General features: G+C 42.7%; 18 protein-coding genes. 6 read left to right on the forward strand and 12 right to left on the reverse strand.

Annotated elements, in window-relative coordinates; translation table 11 throughout:
- Positions 1–15 precede the first annotated feature (15 nt).
- Positions 16–1,791: an aminopeptidase P family protein gene (locus ACFSQ3_RS13355; RefSeq protein WP_380870067.1), complete on the forward strand. Its 1,776-nt coding sequence runs from the start codon at positions 16–18 to the stop codon at positions 1,789–1,791.
- A gap of 68 nt (positions 1,792–1,859) precedes the next feature.
- Here the strand turns inward: ACFSQ3_RS13355 and ACFSQ3_RS13360 are convergent, their stop codons facing one another.
- Positions 1,860–2,978 carry a hypothetical protein gene (locus tag ACFSQ3_RS13360; protein WP_380870068.1) on the reverse strand — a complete coding sequence of 373 codons (1,119 nt, stop codon included), beginning with the start codon at positions 2,976–2,978 and terminating at the stop codon, positions 1,860–1,862.
- Positions 2,979–3,131: 153 nt separating this feature from the next.
- Here ACFSQ3_RS13360 and dacB point away from each other — a divergent pair, with 153 nt between their 5' ends.
- The 4 genes from dacB to ACFSQ3_RS13380 all read left to right on the forward strand — a co-directional run bounded on the left by dacB (position 3,132) and on the right by ACFSQ3_RS13380 (position 7,997).
- Entirely contained in the window at positions 3,132–4,544 is a 1,413-nt protein-coding gene (dacB, locus tag ACFSQ3_RS13365) for a D-alanyl-D-alanine carboxypeptidase/D-alanyl-D-alanine endopeptidase (RefSeq protein WP_380870069.1), read from the forward strand.
- Positions 4,545–4,614: 70 nt separating this feature from the next.
- A complete protein-coding gene (locus tag ACFSQ3_RS13370) occupies positions 4,615–6,897 on the forward strand; it encodes an NADP-dependent malic enzyme (protein WP_380870070.1) in 2,283 nt (760 codons plus the stop codon).
- A gap of 17 nt (positions 6,898–6,914) precedes the next feature.
- Entirely contained in the window at positions 6,915–7,499 is a 585-nt protein-coding gene (gene ruvA, locus ACFSQ3_RS13375; RefSeq protein WP_380870071.1) for a Holliday junction branch migration protein RuvA, read from the forward strand.
- Positions 7,500–7,511: 12 nt separating this feature from the next.
- Positions 7,512–7,997, forward strand: a complete 486-nt coding sequence (locus ACFSQ3_RS13380) for a GAF domain-containing protein (protein WP_380870072.1) — start codon at positions 7,512–7,514, stop codon at positions 7,995–7,997.
- Here the strand turns inward: ACFSQ3_RS13380 and ACFSQ3_RS13385 are convergent.
- The 11 genes from ACFSQ3_RS13385 to ACFSQ3_RS13435 form a co-directional block, all read right to left on the reverse strand.
- The gene (locus ACFSQ3_RS13385) at positions 7,994–8,887 is read right to left on the reverse strand and encodes a WD40 repeat domain-containing protein (RefSeq protein ID WP_380870073.1); all 894 of its coding nucleotides are present in this window, start codon (positions 8,885–8,887) and stop codon (positions 7,994–7,996) included. The genes ACFSQ3_RS13380 and ACFSQ3_RS13385 overlap by 4 nt on opposite strands.
- A gap of 66 nt (positions 8,888–8,953) precedes the next feature.
- Complete coding sequence (hisIE, locus tag ACFSQ3_RS13390) at positions 8,954–9,544, reverse strand: bifunctional phosphoribosyl-AMP cyclohydrolase/phosphoribosyl-ATP diphosphatase HisIE (RefSeq protein ID WP_380870074.1); 591 nt, start codon at positions 9,542–9,544, stop codon at positions 8,954–8,956.
- 20 nt (positions 9,545–9,564) lie between these two features.
- Positions 9,565–10,320: an imidazole glycerol phosphate synthase subunit HisF gene (hisF, locus tag ACFSQ3_RS13395; RefSeq protein ID WP_380870075.1), complete on the reverse strand. Its 756-nt coding sequence runs from the start codon at positions 10,318–10,320 to the stop codon at positions 9,565–9,567.
- An 8-nt stretch (positions 10,321–10,328) separates the two neighbouring features.
- A complete protein-coding gene (locus ACFSQ3_RS13400; RefSeq protein WP_380870076.1) occupies positions 10,329–11,081 on the reverse strand; it encodes a 1-(5-phosphoribosyl)-5-[(5-phosphoribosylamino)methylideneamino]imidazole-4-carboxamide isomerase in 753 nt (250 codons plus the stop codon).
- Positions 11,082–11,159: 78 nt separating this feature from the next.
- The gene (gene hisH, locus ACFSQ3_RS13405) at positions 11,160–11,750 is read right to left on the reverse strand and encodes an imidazole glycerol phosphate synthase subunit HisH (protein WP_380870077.1); all 591 of its coding nucleotides are present in this window, start codon (positions 11,748–11,750) and stop codon (positions 11,160–11,162) included.
- A gap of 24 nt (positions 11,751–11,774) precedes the next feature.
- A complete protein-coding gene (gene hisB, locus ACFSQ3_RS13410; protein WP_380870078.1) occupies positions 11,775–12,914 on the reverse strand; it encodes a bifunctional histidinol-phosphatase/imidazoleglycerol-phosphate dehydratase HisB in 1,140 nt (379 codons plus the stop codon).
- A 6-nt stretch (positions 12,915–12,920) separates the two neighbouring features.
- On the reverse strand, positions 12,921–13,973 hold the full coding sequence (hisC, locus tag ACFSQ3_RS13415) for a histidinol-phosphate transaminase (protein ID WP_380870079.1): 1,053 nt from the start codon (positions 13,971–13,973) through the stop codon (positions 12,921–12,923).
- Between the two features lie 85 nt (positions 13,974–14,058).
- Positions 14,059–14,979, reverse strand: coding sequence for a ribonuclease Z (locus ACFSQ3_RS13420; RefSeq protein ID WP_380870080.1), 921 nt, complete (start codon positions 14,977–14,979; stop codon positions 14,059–14,061).
- Positions 14,979–15,356 carry an STAS domain-containing protein gene (locus ACFSQ3_RS13425; protein ID WP_380870081.1) on the reverse strand — a complete coding sequence of 126 codons (378 nt, stop codon included), beginning with the start codon at positions 15,354–15,356 and terminating at the stop codon, positions 14,979–14,981. Before ACFSQ3_RS13425 ends, ACFSQ3_RS13420 begins: the two co-directional genes overlap by 1 nt.
- Positions 15,357–15,369: 13 nt before the next feature.
- Entirely contained in the window at positions 15,370–16,320 is a 951-nt protein-coding gene (locus ACFSQ3_RS13430) for a phosphoribosylaminoimidazolesuccinocarboxamide synthase (protein ID WP_380870178.1), read from the reverse strand.
- Between the two features lie 87 nt (positions 16,321–16,407).
- Positions 16,408–17,391 (reverse strand): PhoH family protein, encoded by a 984-nt coding sequence (locus tag ACFSQ3_RS13435; protein ID WP_380870082.1) that lies wholly within the window; start codon positions 17,389–17,391, stop codon positions 16,408–16,410.
- A 254-nt stretch (positions 17,392–17,645) separates the two neighbouring features.
- Between ACFSQ3_RS13435 and ACFSQ3_RS13440 the strand changes: the two genes are divergently transcribed.
- Positions 17,646–18,434 carry an SAM hydrolase/SAM-dependent halogenase family protein gene (locus ACFSQ3_RS13440; protein WP_380870179.1) on the forward strand — a complete coding sequence of 263 codons (789 nt, stop codon included), beginning with the start codon at positions 17,646–17,648 and terminating at the stop codon, positions 18,432–18,434.
- The last annotated feature ends 22 nt before the right edge of the window (positions 18,435–18,456 follow it).

Consider the following 18,456-nt stretch of genomic DNA (forward strand, 5'->3'; position numbering starts at 1 on the left):
AAAACAACAACTTATATGGAGCATATTCAAAAATTAGCCGCTATTCGTGCAGCGATGACTGCGCAACATATAGATGCTTATATTATTCCTTCTTCGGATCCGCACATCAGTGAGTATTTACCAGATCGTTTTAAAGCAATCGCTTGGACATCCGGATTTACTGGGTCGGCAGGAACATTGGTTATCACACAAGATTTCGCTGGACTTTGGACAGATGCACGTTATTTTGTTCAAGGGAAAGACCAATTGGAAAACACCGGATTTGAGTTGGTAAAACTAAAATCGCAAGGGAAAGCCGAATTTGTAGAATGGTTAGGTGAAAAGTTTGAAAAAGGAAGTACCGTTGCATTCGATGGCAACTTAACGTCCTTGCTTTTAGCGAAAACAATCCAATCAGAATTAGAACCAATTGGTATACAAATCAATGGATCGGTCGATCTTTTGGATGCGATCTGGGAAAACCGCCCTGCACTTCCAACCGCAACGGCATATTTGATTCACCCTGATACAACGGGGCAAGATACAATCAGCAAAATTGCTGCTATTCGCCGCGATATGCAGAAAGCGCGTACGCAAGCGCATATTATTTCTTCGTTAGACGATTTGGCATGGACGCTGAATATCCGTGGAAATGATGTACCCTGCAATCCGGTTGTTCTTGGATTTTTGGTTATTGAGCAAGAGAAAACAACCTTGTTTATTGATAGCAAAAAATTAAGCGCTGCGGATCAATCCGAATTAACGAATGCACATGTTACGATCGAGGCGTACGAAAATGTACACCAATATATCGCTGGCTTGCGCGTGGAGCAATTATTGATCGATCCAAAACGCACATGCTACTCGGTGTACGAAAGCATTCCTTCCGACATCAACATCATCGAGCAAACGAATCCATCTACATTCCTGAAAGCAGTCAAAAATCCAACTGAAGTCAATCTTTCACGTGAAACTATGCTGAAAGACGGCGTTGCTTTGACACGCTTTTTCAAGTGGTTGGAAGAAAATGTGCAATCCGGTGAACTTACCGAGATGAGCATTGCTGATCAGCTGCAATCTTTTCGCGCGGCACAACCTGGATTTGTAGACATATCATTTGACACCATCGCTGGTTATAAAGAACACGGCGCATTGCCACATTATAAAGCAACAACAAAAAGTGATGCGAAGCTAGAAGCTGATGGTTTATTATTGGTGGATTCCGGTGGTCAATATACGTCAGGTACAACGGATATCACGCGCGTCGTTTCTTTGGGTAACATTACGGCGGAAGAGAAAGAGGATTACACGATTGTGTTGAAAGGCATGATTGACGGATCTTTAGCGATTTTCCCGCATGGCACCCGCGGTTATCAGATTGATGCAATCACTCGTAAACCAATTTGGGAAACTTTGCGCAATTACGGACATGGAACCGGACACGGTGTTGGCTTCTTCTTGAATGTACACGAAGGTCCGCATACTTTCAATCCGTCGAACGTGGATATTGCCGTGGAAGAAGGCATGATTTCTTCTATCGAACCGGGATTGTATCGGGAAGGCGCGTACGGAATCCGCATCGAGAACTTGGTGTTGAGCAGAATGCTTTCGCACAATGAGTTCGGCGATTTCATGGATTTTGAAACCTTGACCGTTTGCTACATCGATACCGATTTGGTGAACAAATCGTTGCTAGATGCGAAGCATATCGACTGGTTGAACAACTACAACGCTTGGACTTACAACCAACTTGCTCCATTGCTTGATGCAGAAGAGCAAGAATGGCTAAAAGGCAAAACGCAAGCGATTTAAAAACAGAAAGACCGCAAGACAAAATCTTGCGGTCTTTTTGTTTTAGTTTATATCCCTTTTAAAGCGATTTACTTCTCCTCGTTCGGCTTTACCTCGAAAAATTGTTCAATTGGTTTATGGTACACCCCAGACAATGTTGTGATATAAATCTTACCATCAAATTCATTTAATGAGGTAATTAAATTGCCAACTAATCCATCATTTACCAACTCTTCTGCTTCATATCCAGACTCGTTAAAGTCAAATTTCCAAATCTGACCGTATCGGTAACCCACCAATTGGTCTCCGACATGAGAAAAGGTTACGTCACTAAGAAGGCGTTCAACATCATACGCCTTCCGCCAACTATTACCACGATCCGAAGACTGATAAAAATCTCCATTTCTTCCAAATCCGTATAGTATATCTTTATCTGAAAAAGTTCGCACAAGTGCTTTATCCAACACTTCTTTATAAACACCGTCCGAACTCACGTGAAGTGTTTTTGAATGAGATGAAACCAAGAAATTATCCCCTGTTGTAGTGATCATATCCATTCCATAATGAGATTCTCTATCAAGATCGATTACCTTGCTATTATTTATTTTCATCCAACTAAAATTGCTTGGCTCTTCATCTCCAGCATCAACATCAACCAAAAGCAATTTCATAATCGGATAATTGTTTTCGTCAGCCGACCGATATGCCATCAATGTTTGATTTTTATCATTGATCGCCATGGATTCTCCAAAATGACTATGCACAAATAACAGCTCTTGAAACGTTGGATCTATAGTCCGCATATCAAGGCTAAAGCTTAGTCCTGTACTTACAGGGTAATCTGAATTTACAAAAAGTACTTTATCGTCCTTCATATTTGCACCTACAAAATAACGTTCGCTTATTGGCAACTTGACATTTATAGATGGAGTAAAGTACAAAGCGTATCGACTAATCTCTGAACCTTGAGACATGGAGCTATCAGACTTCAGGTTGGTGTAACCGTATGGACCGATCATCGCCAGCTTATTACCGATTTTAGTAGCATACAACTGACTTTTAAAATGATATTGAAAACGCTCGTCTACCGTCCAAGTATTCGTTCGCTCGACTTCTTGTTCCAGCGGAGCATCTTTCGAGCACGAACTTAATACAAACAACAATAGGACAATGAACAAAGAGTGCCTCGAATAAAACAAAGAATTCATAAGTATAAAATAATAGAGATAGTTAGATTTTCTAAGATATAAATTATCCTATAAAAATGTAAATATACCAAGCAATTACTTATCGGTTACCATCCGTCAAAAGAAAGGTAATTTAATACCAGCAACCTCACCTCATATCACGATATTTGTGGTATGGCATATTTTCGCATTGCATTTATATTCATTTTCCTTTTTGTTTCCGCATCATCTTTCGCGCAAACGCTTCCCAGCAACATACAGAAAGCGTTCAGTCAATTCCAGCGAGAAGCCAACCTATCGAATAATCAAGCTGCGTTTTTTGTGACCAACAGTAAAACCGGAGAAACAATTTTTGCGCATCAAACCAATAGCGGTATGGCAACCGCCTCCACGCTGAAAGTAATTACGAGCATCACCGCATTCGATCTTCTCGGTTCAGATTTTAGCTATACAACAACGCTCTCATACAGCGGAAAAATTGATCAAAATGGCATTTTGCGTGGTGATATTATCGTGCGCGGTTCTGGTGATCCAACATTGGGTAGCGATCGCTATGATGCAATGAAAGCGCAAAACATCCTTGACCATTGGACTTTCGCTATGAAAAAACTAGGCATCAAACAGATTGACGGAAGAATTATCGGCGATGATCGTCTATTCGACGGGAATCAGGTGCCAACAGGATGGCCGACCGCGGATATTGGCAATTATTACGGAGCAGGTGTTTCGGGATTAAATTGGAAAGAAAACAAAGCCGGTATCACATTCGCGCCGGGCGCAGTGGGAAGTCGAACCCATATTTCAAAATGGACGGATGATGTTTCCTACCTGAGCATCAAGAATGAAGTAACAACCGGAAGTCCGGGATCTGGCGATCGCGTTTACGGATTTTCCTCTCCATACGCCACTTCCATCTTATTGAAAGGAACTTTTGGTAAAGATTTGAAGAAAACCATCGAAGTGTCCATTCCCGATCCTGCTTTTCAGTTGGCGCACGATCTAAAAGCGAATCTCGAACAAGAAGGCATTGCCGTTCATGGGTCGGCAGCATCCGCATTCCAATTACAAAATTATCGCGATCAGCCAACACAACTCATTACCGAACATCAATCGCCTAAACTTCCCCAAATCATCCATTGGTTCAATCACAAAAGCATCAACCTTTATGGCGAAGCATTATTAAAAACGATTGGAAACATTAAGAAATCGTTGCGAACAACGGCGGAGAGCGCAGACTATGCTAAAGGTTATTGGAAACAAACGTTGAACATTCCGGTTTCCGATTTAGGCACGCTAGATGGTAGTGGGCTGTCGCCTGAAAATCGGGTGACCGCATCTGCAATGAATCGCATTATGCAGTATGCAACCAACCGAAGCTGGTATAAAGATTTCTTTGAAAGCCTGCCCTCGATCAACAATATGAAAATGAAAAGTGGAACGATTGGCGGCGTCTTAGCATACAGCGGCTACCAAACAACGCGCGACGGACAGCAACTTACCTTTACCTTGTTTGTCAATAACTACAAAGGTAGTACTTCGGCAATGCGTCAACGGATGTTCAAATTATTGAACGTGTTGAAACAATAATTTTTCTAGTCATGGAATAATAATAGATTTGTAACCACATACATAAACTTATACTTCAAAAAATAATTCAATGAGCAGTGTAAACAGAAAAAAGGACGCCTTACGTTATCACTCGTCTGGCCGCCCCGGCAAGATCGCAGTCGTCCCTACCAAACCACATAGTTCACAACGAGATTTATCATTAGCCTATTCACCGGGTGTTGCGGAGCCATGTTTGGCAATTGCCGAAAACCCAGAAGATGCATACAAATACACCGCAAAAGGGAATTTAGTAGCAGTAATTTCCAATGGTACTGCGGTACTTGGATTGGGCGATATTGGTGCTCAAGCCGGAAAACCGGTAATGGAAGGTAAAGGTTTATTGTTTAAAATCTTTGCGGATATCGACGTGTTCGACATTGAACTGGATACTAAGAATGTTGACGAATTTGTGAAAATCGTTAAAGCTTTAGAGCCGACTTTCGGAGGTATCAATTTAGAAGATATTAAAGCGCCGGAATGTTTTGAAATTGAGCGTCGTTTGAAAGCGGAGATGAATATTCCCGTTATGCACGATGATCAGCACGGAACAGCGATTATTTCGGGAGCTGCGTTGATCAATGCCTGTGAATTGCTTCAAAAAGACATTAGCCAAGTAAAAATCGTGGTTAATGGTGCTGGTGCTGCTGCTATTTCTTGTACTGCTATGTACATTGCCGTTGGTGCGAAGAAAGAAAACATTGTAATGTTGGATAGCAAAGGTGTTATCCGCAGCGATCGTGAGAACCTAGATGCGACGAAGGCAGAATGGGCAACCGATCGCGATTTGCATACTTTGGCAGATGCGGTAAAGGATAGTGATGTGTTCATTGGTCTTTCTGCAGCAGATGTGCTAACGCCGGAAATGCTATTAAGCATGGCTCCGAAACCGATTGTTTTGGCCATGGCAAATCCAAATCCGGAAATTGCTTACGAATTGGCTTGTGCAACTAGAAACGATATGATTATGGGAACGGGACGTTCTGATTTCCCGAATCAAGTGAATAACGTTTTAGGTTTCCCATATATTTTCCGCGGTGCATTAGATGTTCGTGCAACATCCATCAACGAGGAAATGAAAATCGCTGCGGTACACGCGATTGCAAGATTGGCGAAAGAACCTGTTCCGGAGGAAGTAAACCAAGCATATAATACCAACAACTTACGTTTCGGTGAAGAATATGTGATTCCAAAACCAACCGATCCGCGTTTGATTACTGAAGTTTCGGTAGCGGTAGCAAAGGCAGCCATTGAATCTGGTGTTGCTCGCAAAACCATCGAAAACTGGGACGAATATAAAACGGAATTGCGCAAGCGCTTAGGAAAAGATGATGGCATTATGCGCACGCTTTCCGCACGCGCTCAAAACAATCCTAAACGCGTAGTTTTCGCGGAAGCGGATAATTATAAAACCTTGCGTGCTGCACAAATTGTCAAAGAAGAAGGCATTGCGCATCCGATTCTTTTGGGCGACGAAGAACGCATTCGTCACATTATTGAGGAATATGCATTTGAATTAGAAGGTGTTCAAATCGTTGATCCGAGTAAGCAAGTAAAAAGCGATACGTTTAAGCAATATGTGGATCATTTGTTCACGAAACGTCAGCGTCGCGGAATCAGTCGCTTGGAAGCAGAGAAATTAATGCGCAGTAATCGTAATTATTATGCTGCATCCATGGTGGAATTTGGTCATGCGGATACGCTAATCTCCGGATTAACGCGCACTTATCCGTCCACTATTCGTCCTGCTTTGCAAGTGATCGGAGCAAAATCAGGAAGTCGCGTTGCCGGCATGTACATGATGTTGACGAAAAAAGGACCAATCTTCCTGGCGGATACCACGATGAACGAAGACCCTACTGCAGAGCAGTTAGCTGAAATCACGGTACTGGTTAATAAAGCGGTAAAAGAACGTTTCAACATTACGCCTCGCATTGCGATGCTATCTTACTCAAACTTCGGTTCAACCGACGGAAAGGTTGCTAACAAAGTCCGCGAAGCGGTGAAATTGTTGCACGAAAAGGAACCGGATATGATCGTTGATGGGGATGTTCAAGCGAATTTTGCATTGAACAAAGATATGTTAAACGCGAACTTCCCTTTCAGCAAGTTGAATGGCGAAGCAGCAAACACCCTGATCTTCCCGAATTTGGAATCCGGCAACATTGCATACAAATTGTTGCAAGAAGTTGGCGAAGCGGAAGCAGTTGGTCCAATCTTATTGGGTATGAACAAACCAATCCACGTATTGCAATTGGATAGTTCGGTGCGTGAGATTGTTAACATGGTAAAAATTGCGGTTGTCGACGCGCAAGCGAACGATAAACAAGCGTAAGCGAAAAGCAAAAATATATGTACGAATACCTCGACGGACAATTGGTACTTAAATCCCCTACCCACGTCATTATCGACGTGGGTGGCGTGGGTTATCATGTCCACATTTCCTTAACCACTTATAGTCAAATTAAGGAAGTGGAGCGATGCAAAATTTTCATTTCTTTTCAAGTTCGGGAGGATTCTCAAACGATGTATGGTTTTGCAACGGAAAGCGAGCGCCATCTATTCAATCATTTGATTTCCGTTTCCGGCATTGGTCCGAACACCGGACGGATGATGTTGTCATCCATCACACCGGAAGAAATCCAAAATGCCATTGTGCAAGGCCAGGTTGCGGTTATTCAACGAATAAAAGGAATTGGTCCAAAGACAGCGCAACGCGTTATTCTGGAGTTGCAGGATAAGCTAAAGAAAGAAGGTCCGAACGCCTTGTTGATGGAACAAGCGCCAAGCCTATCTACGCACGAGGAAGCATCTTCGGCATTAATCATGCTCGGTTTCTCGAAACAACAGGTGGAAAAGGTGATTCAACAGGTTTTGTTGTCGGCAGAGGATCTTACCGTGGAAGGATTGATCAAAGCGGCATTGAAAAAGTTATAGGTAGTCGATTTTATGGCAGAAGATTTAGTACGATCCAACGGCACGAAAGAAGAGCAATATCAGGCATTGATCCCACAGATTAAAGCGCTGATAGATTATGAAAGCGATTTTGTAGCCAATATGGCTAATCTTGCTGCTGCGCTGAAAGAGCAGTTTAACTTCTTTTGGGTTGGCTTCTACTTAGTCAAAGAAAATGAATTGGTATTGGGCCCATTTCAAGGTCCAGTAGCTTGTACTAGAATCGCGCACAATCGTGGCGTCTGCGGTACGGCTTGGGCAGAAAACAAAACTCTTATTGTTCCAGACGTCGATGCATTTCCCGGACATATTGCCTGCAGTTCCTTATCAAAATCGGAAATTGTATTGCCATTAACCTACGAAAATCAATGCCTTGGCGTATTGGATGTAGATAGCGCCGATTTGAATAGTTTTGATGAGATCGATGACAAATATTTGCAACAGGCTATCGAGATTTTGCTGAAAGCTTCCGCGATTTAATCTATATTCCAAACTTTAACCGACTTATCGTCGCCAGCAGTAAAAATCGTTTGCTGATCCCAGAGAATGGTATTGATGGATAAGCTATGGCTATCATAACCTCGGTCAATCCCTACGTTTTTCAGCAAACTTAAACTTTCAGGATCCCAAATTTTCCATGTTTTATCCCGGCTTGCGGTAGCAATTTGACTTTGATCAGCATTCGAAACAATGCCATAAACGGTGAACATATGCGGAGTAAGCTCGTGTTCCACTTTCAAATCTTCGGTGGACAATGTATATAACTTCGCATCACGGCCTCCAGAATAAAGCTGCTTATCGCGCACCAACAAACTCGTCACCGGCATGCTATGGATTAAGGCTTTCTGCAACGGTTGATAATCCGCACCGTTGTACTTATAAATCATACCGGATTTATCGCCAAAATAAACGGCTGACTCAGCAGCATTCGTGGCAATCGTGCGCACCGTATCCGAAGAAACGCGGAATCGGTACAGTTGCTGAAAGTTGCTCATATCATACACATAAGCAACACCCTCCTCACCGATAGCGATCAGTTCAGATTTCTCTTTTAAAGCCAACAAAGAAAATACAGCGCCAGATTCGGTTTTCATCTTCGCAACGAGCTTCTGCGCAATATAATCCACAATCATAATCTCACCCGAGCGCAAACCAATGGCTAGCAAATCCGTGTCCGGCAAACGATAAAGAATATATACCGAATGATTAACGGAACATAAAACACGTTTGAATTGCATCGTATCTAAATCCCATTCGACAACACCTTTGTCGTTTCCCGCCGAAAACAACGTATTGTTTCCGCCTTTGGCTAAGGTGAAAATAGGATTCTGATGCCCGCGAAGGGTTTGTGATAACGTAACGTTCAGCATAAGCACAAAGATAAGGCTTCGCTGTAAAGATGGAAAGAATCTGCTAGCGCTATCCTAAAATTGGACTTACTGATGACGGGAAGCTAGGTTTGCAGCAATTTCGCGTAAGCCCAAACCTTTTTCTTTCAACAAGACCAATAAGTGGAAAACCAAATCCGATGATTCGTTGATAAAATCTTGCTCGGTTTCCGCTAAAGCCGCAATCACTGTTTCAACTGCTTCCTCACCGACTTTCTGCGCAATTTTATTTAAGCCTTTTTGGCGTAGCGAATTGACGTAAGATCCTTCCACCGGAATATCGATTCGTTGTTGAATAACACGCTCCAACTCGAAAATGAAATTTTGATTCTGCTTGGTATTGAAACAACTGCGACTGCCGGTATGACAAGTTGGCCCGAGCGGAGTTGCCTTAATTAATATCGTATCTTGATCACAATCTACATGAATATCCTGTACTTCTAAGTAATGTCCGCTTTCTTCTCCTTTTGTCCAAAGGCGCGATTTGCTTCTAGAAAAAAACGTAACACGACGTTCGCGTTGCGTTTTCTCCCAAGCTTCCTCGTTCATGTAGCCCAACATCAACACTTCCAAAGTTTGTCCGTCCTGCACAATAACAGGCACTAAACCATCACCTTTTGAAAAATCTACCTTATACATAACCCGATATCCTACTAATATTATGATCTTACCACAATGTGGTTTTGTTGTAATGTTTCTTTTAAATCTGGAATCAATATCTCGCCGTAATGGAAAACAGAAGCTGCCAAAGCCGCGTCCACACCCGTTTCCTGAAATACGTCCACGAAATGTTGCTTGTTTCCAGCACCGCCGGAAGCAATCAGCGGAATACGAACCGCATCGTTAATACGTTTTAGTAATCCTTTGTCGAATCCATTCTTCGTGCCGTCGTGATCCATCGATGTCAGCAAGATTTCTCCTGCTCCCCGACTTTCTGCTTCCTTAATCCATTCTTCCGTAATGACGTCCGTTTGTTCGCGACCGCCGCGCAAATGCACTAAATTACGATCTTCCACGAATCGAGTATCGACTGCGATAACCACGAATTGGCTACCAAATGAACGAGCCAGTTCATCGATTAACGATGGATTTCTTACTGCAGCAGAATTGATCGAAATCTTATCCGCACCGGCAGCCAAAAGCGCGTCCGCATCTTTGAGTTCATTAATTCCTCCACCGATGGTGAATGGAATATTAACTTGTCGCGCAACAGATTTTACCAATTCAATGGTCGTCTTCCGCCCTTCGTGCGTTGCTGTGATGTCCAAAAACACCAATTCGTCAGCACCTTGTTGCGAATATTGCCACGCCAATTCCACCGGATCGCCCGCATCTTGCAAATCGACGAAGTTGACACCTTTTACAGTGCGCCCATCTTTAACATCCAGACATGGAATAATTCGTTTTGCTAACATGCTTAAGCTTAAAACTTAATCAATTCCTTTAGATTCCAATCTTTGATATCTTCAATGGAAATACGGTTTTCGTATATGGCTTTACCCACAACTACGGATTCCACATTTTTCAAATCTTGCAATGCTTGAATATCTTCCATTGAGCTAATACCGCCGGAAGCGATCAGCTTGATGATTGGAGAATGATCCAACAAACGTTGATACAATTCTACGCCTGCTCCGCCCAATTTTCCATCTTTGCTAATGTCCGTACATAGGAAACGATAGAATCCCAACGCCAAACATTTATCAATATATTCAATCAATTTAATTGGCGAGCTTTCCAACCAACCCGAATACTTAATAACCTCATCCAACACGTCGATTGCAATAACAATGTGATCCGCATATTTTACACGACCTTCATTCAATACGCTCAATTCCTCCAAAAAACTTGGGTTGGTAATCGCTTGTGTACCTACGATTACACGATGTACGCCTGCATCCACCAGCTCTTTTACCTTTTCAATGCTTCTAACGCCACCGCCGTACTGCACTTTCATCTCCGTCTTTCTTAACACCTCAAAAAGGTATTCTTGATTCGAAAAATCACCTTTTGCACCATTCAAATCAATGATATGCACGATTTCGGTACCGTTCGCATGATATTTCTCGATCTGTTCTTCCAAAGAGATTTCGTAATGCGTAACGTCTTCGTAATTCCCTTCGCGTAAGCGAACCACTTTTTTATCTAAAACATCGATGGCTGGTATTATATACATAGTCGTATCAATCAAAAGTTAATAATGAAGTATCCTTCAAAAATAGTGAATAATAAATTATAGTGTAAGCATGAATGCTTATAGCTTAGCAAAATTGGTCAACAATTGTTCGCCCACGGTGCCGGATTTTTCCGGATGGAACTGCACGCCATAGAAATTATCTCGATGTATTCCTGCCGAATAATCGATTCCGTAAAGCGTCGCCGCAGCTGTAAATTGTTCGTTGTACTCAATGAAAAAGGAATGTACAAAGTAAAAATACGATCCATCGGCGATACCGTCGAACAACGGGCATTCCCCAATACGTCGGATGCTATTCCATCCCATATGCGGCACTTTTTCTTCGATGTGGTGCTGAAAGTGCAAGGTTTTCATTGGAAAAACGTTCAGCAAATCCGCCGATCCTTCCTCCGAAAAGCTCGTCATTAATTGCATGCCAACACAAATCCCCAAAACAGGCTTTGTTTGCTCCAGAATAGCAGAAGCTAATCCAGAATCTTGCAACTTTTGCATCGCCGCGCCAGCATGGCCAACTCCAGGAATGATGATCCGATCGTATTTCTCGAAATCCGATGGTTCGTTGATCATGCCGTACGATAAATTACATCGTACTAAAGCGGCCGTGAGCGAAAATATATTCCCAGCTCCGTAGTTTACAATGCCTATCATCTATTTATTGCTAATTATAAAATCTTACAACAAGCCTTTCGTACTTGGCAGTTGCATATTATCTACATCACGTCGAACAGCTTTCTTAATCGATTTGGCAAATGCCTTGAAGATTGCCTCAATCTTGTGATGCTCATTATCGCCCTCAGCTTTTATGTTCAAGTTCGTTCTCGATGCATCGCTGAACGACTTGAAGAAATGGAAAAACATTTCTGTTGGCATATCGCCAATTTTTTCACGTTTGAACTCCGCATCCCAAACAATCCAAGCACGACCACCAAAATCGATGGCTACCTGCGCTAAGCAGTCATCCATAGGCAACGTAAACGCGTAGCGTTCAATACCGCGCTTATCGCCAAGCACTTTCGCAAAAATTTCACCCAGCGCGATTCCGGTATCTTCGATGGTATGGTGTTCGTCAATATGTAAATCGCCTTTCGCACGAACGGTCAAATCCATCGCACCATGGCGAGCAATCTGATCCAACATGTGATCGAAAAATGGTAATCCGGTATCGATATCAGCTTTGCCGCTGCCATCCAAATTAATTTCAATGAATATATCGGTTTCGTTGGTTTTACGGTGGTGATCGCCTTTACGACTTCCCAGTTTTAAAAACTCATAAATGCGTTTCCAATCCGTTGTTTCCAGTGCCACCGTTTCGGCATCGATGATCACATTTTCCGCTTTACCCAATGTATCGTTTTCGCGAAGCCAGATTGCCTTGGCACCTAAATTCTGCGCTAACTTCACATCGTTTACGCGATCGCCAATTACGAATGATTCCGGAAGGTTATAGTTTTCAGCGTGGAAATATTCCTGCAACAGGCCTACGCCCGGTTTACGCGTTTCCGCATTTTCATGTGGAAACGTGCGGTCAATATGTTCGCGAGCAAAAGATACGCCCTCGCCAGCAAACGTATTCATCACGAATTGATGTACCGGCCAAAAATGTTCTTCCGGATGAGAATCCGTTCCCAATCCGTCTTGATTAGTTACCAAAACCAACTCGAAATCCAGCTCTTTCGCAATCTTCGGTAGATATTGTAAGGCCCCGGGATAAAACTTCAACTTCGAAAACGAATCGATTTGTTCGTCTTCGGGTTCTAAAATTAGAGTTCCGTCGCGATCTATAAATAGTACGCGCTTCGCTACATTTGCCATAAAGGTTTAAGTATAGAATTCTTTGATTTTTGTCAGTAAAATTTGATTTTCTTTCGGCGTACCGATCGTCATACGCAAAGCGCCTTCACATAAAGTGACCGTCGAACGATCGCGAACGATTATGCCTTGCTGAACAAGATATTTATATAATTCACGAGCGCGCTCCAAACGAACGAGCACAAAGTTAGCGTCCGAGGGCGTGATGTGTTCAATCTGCGGAATGTCTTGTAAACGTTCCACAAGCAAGGTCCGCTCTGCTACAGATTCTCGAATCCATTCGTTGACTACTTCTACATTTTCCAACGCTTCCAAAGCGAAGTTTTGTGTAGCCTGATTGATATTGTAAGGTGGTTTTATTTTGTTAAACACACGAATGATATTGGGATGCGCAAATGCCATTCCCAATCGCAACGCCGCCAATCCCCAAGCTTTCGACAAGGTTTGCAAGACCACTAAATTTGGAAACTCTTTAAGATCAGCCAAAAAAGATGTTTGCTTTGCGTAATTGATATAAGCTTCATCCAAAACGACCAATCCATCGAAATTCACCAAAACGGTTTCAATATCCTGACGACGAATACTGTTTCCGGTCGGATTATTCGGAGAACAGATAAAAATCATTTTCGTGTTACCATCGACGGCTGCCGCGATGGCTTCGATATCTAATTGATAATCCGGCGTTAAGTTCACTTTCCGCACTGCAACATCATTGATGTTTGCAGAAACCTCATACATACCGTATGTTGGTGGCAGCAAAATCACATTATCCAAACCCGGCTGACAAAAAGCACGAAACAGCAAATCAATAGCTTCATCCGAACCATTTCCCAAGAAAATATGTTCTGGAGCAATGCCTTTTATCTTTGACAACTTTTGTTTTACAGCATGTTGCAAAGGATCAGGATAGCGGTTGAATGATTGGCTGATTGGTGATCCGTATGCGTTCTCATTGGCATCTAGCATCACCGAAGCTTCCCCGTCAAACTCATCTCTTGCGGAAGAGTATGCTTGCAGATTTTTTATGTTTTCCCTCAAAAGGAGGTCTAAATTGAATGACATTTTTAACGAAAAGATGGAATAATTGTGATTTCGTAAATATCAGGAAAATATCACGAAATGAAAGAAATTTTTTTTGACCTCCTAATTAATCGACGTCGTACCAATGCCCTTCTACGGACAAATGGGCATTTGAAAATGCGGTGCGCGCTTCGTCTTGCAACAAAACAAGCTCCTTGGTTTTGTAGCGCGCCGAATAATGCCCTAAAAGTAGTTTGCCAACGGAGGATTCTGCTGCAATTTCGCCTGCTTCTAAGGCTGTCGTATGAAATGTTTCAACGGCCCGATCGCTCATTTCATGCAAGAAAGTTGATTCGTGGTAAAGCAAATCTGCACCTTGAATAAAAGGCAAATAGTCTGGAATACGCACGGTATCTGAGCAATATGCGTAGCTTCTGGATTTAGGTGCAGGCGAAGTCAACTCGTCGGAACGATGCACATTTCCCGATAAATCGGTAAAGTCCAATCCCCATTTAATACCATTTAACAGCGGGCCGGGGATTTGCAATTGCTGCACCTTCTCCATATTTAACTTCGCTGGACGTGGCAATTCTTGAAAACGAAAGCCAGTGCAAGCTATTCGATGGCGAAGTGGGAAAGTTCGTACGCTAATGCAGTTTCCTTCAAAAATCACTTCAGATTCTTCCGGATTCGTCGGATGGAAAACAAGGTTGTAGCGAAGCTCAGTTTCCGAATATTTGAAATTTACCGCCAATATTTCCTGCAAAGCTGCCGGGCCGTAAATATGCAGATCTGTTTTGCGCCCAACAAGATGCATAGAAGATATCAATCCGACTAAGCCTAAATAGTGATCGCCATGCAAATGGCTGATAAAAATATGGTTAATCCGATTGCTTTTGATCCCATAGCGCGAAAGTTGCATCTGCGTACCTTCACCACAATCGATCAGAAACAACTGCTCATTGTGGTTGACCACTTGAGCAGTTGGATGCCTTTCGTATATGGGCGTAGCAGAGCTATTTCCTAATATGAGAACCGAAAACTTCATTATTCCTCTTCGCCACGCAAATCTAAGCGAAGCTCGTTACCAAAAATCATGTCCTTAGCACCTTCCACATCGTCCGCCATTTTGAAATAAGATTCCAAACGGACGGTTTTCAAATAGCTAAAAACATCTTCATGTACGTTTACCAAAATAAACAATCCGCCTACGGATTTGCATAAACGTCTCGCTAGCAAACCAGCGCGAAGACCGTCTTCGTCCGCGGAACGAACCTGATTAATATCTAATACAATATTGCGTTGGCCGCCCGTGTTTAGCAACATGAATTCGCCTTTCAATTTATCAGCAACCTCACCATCTAAACACGTAACATGTGGTTCAATAACCACAAAACGTTCGCCCTTCTCTACTGTGAATTTCATAGCTTATCCTTTCTTAAGACAGAATTTCTGCCAATGCTTGATCTACATTTTTTTGTACGCGATCGTTTACTTCGCCCGCTTCCGGATAAACGAACGATTCGCCTGTAATATGTTCATAAAGTTCAATGTAACGCTCCGAAATTGAAGCAACGACCTCATCAGTCATTTCCGGAATCTGTTGTCCATCTTTACCCTGAAAGCCATTTTCAATTAACCATTGACGAACAAATTCTTTCGACAGTTGCTTTTGGGCTTCGCCCGCAGCTTGGCGCTCTTCGTAGCCTTCCGCATAAAAATAGCGAGATGAATCCGGTGTATGGATTTCATCGATCAAATAAATCTGACCGTCTTTTTTCCCAAATTCGTATTTGGTATCCACCAAGATTAAACCGCGCTCGCGAGCGATTTCAGTTCCACGTTGAAACAATGCTTTGGTATAAGCTTCTAACTGCACATAATCTTCTTCACTCACAATTCCTTTTGCCAAAATATCAGCGCGGGAAATATCTTCATCATGGCCGACCGCCGCCTTCGTCGTTGGTGTGATGATTGGCTCGGGAAGTTTATCGTTTTCACGTAAACCATCCGCCAAAATTTCTCCACACAATACTCGGCCACCATCGCGATACGTACGCCACGCATGACCAGATAAGTATCCGCGGATAACCATTTCTACCTTAAACGGCTCACAGCTATGACCGATGGTAACGCTTGGATCCGGTGTGCTTACGACCCAATTTGGCAGAATATCTTTTGTAGCCGCCAAAAATTTGGCTGCGATTTGGTTGAGCACTTGTCCTTTATGAGGAATTGGTCGTGGCAAAACGACATCGAACGCAGAAATGCGATCGGATGCCACCATGACTAAATATTCGTTGTTGATGGTATACACATCACGCACTTTACCTCGGTAAAATGCCGTTTGATTTTGGAAATTAAAGTTTGTTTCTTTTAAAGCATTCATTGACATAGCGGTTTAGATTTCCGCTTCAAACGGAACTCGCGATCGAAAGGACTAAAATACGAAAGTTTGCGGCAAAACGCGTAAAAATTACGCTTTGATATCGCCGTAAGCTTCCAAAATACGTTTTACCAACTTATGTCGAACCACATCCGATCCCGTCAAATGTACAATATCGATTCCTTCAATGTTATCTAAAATATTGACGGCGGTAGCCAAGCCGGATTGTGATTTTTTCGGTAGATCGATTTGCGTTAAATCGCCTGTTACAATAAACTTCGCTGTCGGCCCCATCCGCGTTAAAAACATTTTTAACTGCATATCGGTCGCATTCTGTGCTTCATCAAGAATTACAAAACAATTGTCCAACGTTCGACCGCGCATAAACGCCAGCGGCGCCACTTCAATCGTGCGATTTTCCAAATACCCTTTTAGCTTTTCGACTGGAATCATATCATCCAATGCATCGTACAAAGGGCGCAAATACGGATCTACTTTTTCTTTAAGATCCCCTGGAAGGAAACCCAAATTCTCTCCTGCCTCCACCGCTGGGCGCGTCAAGATAATACGTTTTATTTCTTTGTTACGCAAAGCACGCACCGCCAACGCTACAGCAGTATACGTTTTTCCTGTTCCGGCAGGACCAATCGCAAAAAGAATATCGCTCTTGCTGATACTATCCACCATCTTACGCTGGTTTGGCGTACGCGCTCGCACGATAATTCCGTTCGGACCATACACGATGGGTTCTCCGCGTGCCATAGTCGGATCGGCAATCGCCGCGACTTCCTTCGCTGCTGAATTCACTACCGGCGCAGGAACCACATCGCTCACGATGCTTTCCAAATCCAAAGCCGACAAGTTTTGTAATCGCTGCACATGCAATAAAACTTTCTCGAAAGTTTTATTAAATAGCAACTGTTCTTTCTCTTCTCCCAAAACCTTCAGCTCGTCACCGCGCGCGATTAAACGCAACTTAGGAAACACCTTCTTCAAAAATTCATAATTTTCGTTGTGGGCTCCCCACAAGGTTACTAGATTGACATCATCTAGACGAATTATTAGCTCACTCAAATTTATCCTTTGTTACGGTTTGCAAACTGCTTACACTTCTGTTTACTAAAATAACATTCTTCCGTTTACTTTGTACGTGAATGATCTTTTATTTTTATTAACAAAGGGTGTGCAAAGATATTAGCAGACTGCACTGTGCATGGTGGCAGATTTTGTTACTTTTGTAGCTTAGATCGGAGCTCATGTTATGAGTGAGGGCAGCTCCATCTACCAAAAGCGGAAAACGGCTGAATCATCCATTTCAGGCTTTGCATATGGGCGTAATTACTTTAACAACAGATTTAGGACATCAGGATTTTTACCAAGCTGCACTCAAAGGCAGCATCATATCCCTATTGCCGGATGTGCGCCTTGTTGACATTACCCACGAAATCCCGTCGTTCAATATTCAACACGCTGCATTTGTTATCAATAATGCATATCGCTATTTCCCGCCTGGAACAGTACACCTAATCGGGATTGACACCGTTTTTCAAGAAGGTTCTCGATATATTGCTATGAAATTCCGGGGTCATTATTTTGTAGGACCGGATAATGGGATTTTCGGAATTATTTTGGCTGATGAGCCAGCTGATGAAGTCATTGAAATCAACATCATGCAGGATTTGCGGTATTTACACTTCCCGCTTGCGGATATCCTGACGAAAGCGGCTTGTCATATCGCCAGCGGAGGTAGTCTACAGGAAATCGGATTGGTAATTGACACACCTGTATTAAAAGGAACTTTGCAACCTGTGTACACTGCCGACACCATTAAAGGCCATGTTACCTACATCGATTCTTTCGGAAATGTGATAAGCAACATCAGCAAGGATTTGTTCAATCGCGTACAAGCTGGAAGAGGTTTTATCCTGCGCTTCAAACGCAATGAAACCATTAATCACTTAAGTTGGCATTATAATGAAGTTTCCGAAGGCGAAAAGCTTTGTCTATTTGGAATCAGTAATTTCCTGGAAATCGCGATTAATAAGGGACACGCCAGCAACCTGCTTGGCTTACACCAAGATGAAAGTATTCTCGTAGAATTCGCCAACAAATTCTAAACACTTCCGTTTTATCTTAAAT

The sequence above is a fragment of the Sphingobacterium corticis genome (assembly GCF_042684745.1).
Classification (GTDB): Bacteria; Bacteroidota; Bacteroidia; order Sphingobacteriales; family Sphingobacteriaceae; genus Sphingobacterium; species Sphingobacterium corticis.